The sequence below is a fragment of the Frankia sp. AgKG'84/4 genome, from assembly GCF_023242965.2.
Classification (GTDB): Bacteria; Actinomycetota; Actinomycetes; order Frankiales; family Frankiaceae; genus Frankia.
On the sequence record NZ_JALKFU020000557.1, the window covers coordinates 1 to 3504 of the forward strand.

Consider the following 3504-nt stretch of genomic DNA (forward strand, 5'->3'; position numbering starts at 1 on the left):
GGGACCGGGCGGTCCCGTGGCGCGGACATCCGCTACCGTCAGCCGTGTCCGGCCCGCCACCCGGGTGTCCCGCCTGTCAGAGTTCGGGCGATGCGGCGCCGCAGCAGCCCCGCGGGAGCGACCCGTCGCGCGCAGTCGCGCCGGGGGGCACCGGGCGCGGTGAGCGGCTGCTCACCGCACCACGCGGCCACAGCCCACGCGGGGCCGCGGCCGCCGAGCCGGCCGACCCGCCGGTGGAGGAGGACGTCGCATGCAGGACGCCGTGTGAGCGCACCGACGACCTCCCAGTCCGCGGCGTCCAAGCCGGTCGCGCCGGACCGGATCTGGACGATCCCGAACGCCCTGTCGACGCTGCGCCTGATCGGGGTGCCGGTATTCCTGTGGCTGGTACTCGGTCCGGAGGCGGACGGCGCGGCCCTGGGGGTCCTGGCGTTCGCCGGGATCAGCGACTACCTCGACGGCAAGCTCGCTCGGGCGCTGAACCAGACGAGTCGGCTCGGCGTGCTGCTCGACCCGCTGGCCGACCGGCTCTACATCCTCTCGACGATCATCGCGCTGACCGTGCGCGGGATCGTGCCGGTCTGGTTCGCGGTGTTGCTGCTGGCCCGGGACGCGGCGCTGCTCGTGCTGCCGCCGCTGCTCAAGCGGATCGGCCTCGGGGTGGCGCTGCCCGTGCACTACCTGGGCAAGGCGGCGACGTTCAACCTGCTCTACGCCTTCCCGCTGCTGCTGCTCTCGGCCGGGGACTCCTGGCTCGCGACCGGGGCGCGACCGGTCGGCTGGGCGTTCGCGATCTGGGGCCTGGCGCTGTACTGGTGGTCCGGGGTCCTGTACTTCGTCCAGGCCGCCGGGCTCGCCCGGCGCCACCGGGAACACACCCGGGTGCTGGCCGGCGCCGGCGGGCCGGCGGGCACGGGCGGTGACGGGTGAGGGCTGTCGTGATGGCGGGCGGCGAGGGCACCCGGCTGCGCCCGCTGACCGCGAACCTGCCCAAGCCGCTGCTCCCCGTCGTCAACCGGCCGATCATGGAGCATGTCCTGCGGCTGCTCAAGCGGCACGGTTTCGACGAGACGGTCGTGACGGTCCAGTTCCTGGCCTCGATGATCCGGACGTACTTCGGCGCCGGCGACGAGCTCGGGATGCACCTGTCCTACGCCACCGAGACGACGCCGCTGGGCACCGCCGGCAGCGTGAAGAACGCCGAGGACGCGCTGCGCGACGAGGCCTTCCTCGTCATCTCCGGGGACGCGCTGACCGACATCGACCTCACCGACCTCGTCGCCTACCACCGCCGCCACGGCGCGCTGGTCACCGTCGCACTCAAGAGTGTCCCGGACCCGCTGGAGTTCGGCATCGTCATCACCGGCGAGGACGGCCGCATCCAGCGCTTCCTGGAGAAGCCGACCTGGGGCCAGGTGTTCTCGGACACCGTCAACACCGGCATCTACGTCATGGAGCCCGAGGTCCTCGCGCACGTCCCGCCGGGCGAGCCGGTCGACTGGTCGGGTGACGTCCTCCCCCGCCTCGTCGAGGCCGGCGCGCCGGTGTTCGGCTACGTCGCCGCCGGCTACTGGGAGGACGTCGGCACGATCGCGAGTTTCCAGCGAGCCCAGGCCGACGTGCTCAACCGGCTCGTCGACGTCGAGATCGGCGGCTTCGAGGTCTCCCCGGGCGTGTGGATCGGCGAGGACGCCGAGGTGCACCAGGACGCGGTGCTCAAGGGCCCGCTCGTCGTCGGCGACTACAGCAAGGTCGAGGCCGGCGCCGAACTGCGCGAGTTCACCGTGCTCGGCAGCAACGTCCTGGTCAAGAGCGGCGCGTTCCTGCACCGGGTGATCGTGCAGGACAACGCGCTGATCGGCCCGCAGACAAACCTGCGCGGCTGCGTGATCGGGCGCAGCACCGACGTGCTGCGCGCGGCCCGCATCGAGGAGGGCGCGGTCATCGGCAACGAGTGCGTCGTCCGCGAGGAGGCGTTCGTCTCGCACGACGTGAAGGTGTACCCGTTCAAGACGATCGAGGCCGGCGCGGTCGTGAACACGTCGGTGATCTGGGAGTCGCGCGGGCAGCGGACCCTGTTCGGGCCCCGCGGCGTGTCCGGCCTGATCAACGTCGAGATCACGCCCGAGCTGGTGGTCCGCCTCGCCGCCGCGTACGCGACGAGTCTGCGCAAGGGCGCGACCGTCACCACCGCCCGCGACGGCTCCCGGGCGGCCCGCGCGCTCAAGCGGGCCGTGATCAGCGCGCTGACCACCGGTGCGATCAACATCCGCGACCTCGAGGTCGCGCCGATGCCGGTGACCCGCTTCGACGTCCGCTCCTCCAACGCCGCCGGCGGGATCATGGTCCGCACCACCCCCGGCGACGCCGAGCGCATCGACATCCTGTTCCTCGACGCCGACGGGGACGACCTGTCCCCGGCCGCGCAGCGCAAGCTCGACCGGGTGTTCTCCCGCCAGGAGTTCCGCCGCGCCTTCCCCGGCGAGATCGGCGACCTGCGCTTCCCCGCCCGCACGCTGGACCTCTACACCCAGGACCTGCTCGACCGGGTCGACACCGGCGGGATCGCCGATGCCGACCTGAAGATCGTCGTCGATCCGTCCGGTGGGTCCGCGTCGCTGGTGCTACCGACGCTGCTGGGGCGCCTCGGTGTCGACGTGCTCACCGTCAACGGCCGGCTCGACGAGGTCATCCCGACCCACAACGCCTCCGACGACCTGCGGGCCACGGACCGGCTCGGCGCGCTCGTCGCGAGTTCCGGCGCGGCCTTCGGCGTCCGCTTCGACCACGTCGGCGAGCGCATCGCCATCGTCGACGAGCGCGGTGACCTGATCGACGACGACCGGGCGCTGCTGGTCTTCCTCGACCTCGTCGCCGCCGAGAGCCGCGGGGCACGAGTCGCCGTCCCGGTCACCACCACCCGGGTCGCCGACCAGGTGACCCGCTTCCACGGGCTGACCGTGACGAGAACGTCGCTGTCGGCGGCGGCGCTGTCCGCGGTCGCCCGGGAGGACGGCGTGGTGTTCGCCGCCGACGGGCGCGGCGGGTTCGTCGTCCCCGAGTTCGGGCCCGCCATCGACGGCCTCGCGGCGTTCGTGAAACTGCTCGCCCTGGTGGCCAGGACCCGCCTCACGCTGAGCGCCATCGACTCCCGGATACCTTCGGTGGCCGTCCTGCGCCGTTCGGTGCCCACGCCGTGGGCGGCGAAGGGGACCGTGATGCGCCGCGTCGTCGAGTCCGTCGACACCGACGCCGGCTACACCCTGGACACCACCGACGGGGCGCGGGTGGTCGGCCCGGACGGCTCCTGGGTGCTGGTGCTGCCCGACCCCAGCGAGGCCGTCACGCGGCTGTGGGCGGAGGGCGCCGACCTCACCGAGGCACATACCCTGCTGCAGCGCTGGGCGGAGGTCGTCGAGGCCCCGTGACGTCCACAGAGGAGCCGGCCCGCAACGGCGGCTGGTCCCGCCGGCCCGCCGCGCGCGGACGGCGGCGGCTGTGTGG

General features: G+C 73.1%; 2 protein-coding genes. Both read left to right on the forward strand.

Features of this window, described 5'->3' with window-relative positions:
* Window positions 1–264 precede the first annotated feature (264 nt).
* Window positions 265–930, forward strand: a complete 666-nt coding sequence (gene clsA / locus MXD58_RS23110) for a cardiolipin synthase ClsA (RefSeq protein ID WP_248840805.1) — start codon at window positions 265–267, stop codon at window positions 928–930.
* 11 nt (window positions 931–941) lie between these two features.
* Complete coding sequence (locus MXD58_RS23115) at window positions 942–3428, forward strand: mannose-1-phosphate guanyltransferase (RefSeq protein WP_248840855.1); 2487 nt, start codon at window positions 942–944, stop codon at window positions 3426–3428.
* Window positions 3429–3504 lie beyond the last annotated feature (76 nt).

Coding starts and splice junctions, on each gene's coding strand:
- MXD58_RS23115 (WP_248840855.1), top strand. CDS start 942: ATGGCGGGCGGCGAGGGCACCCGGCTGCGCCCGCTGACCGCGAACCTG.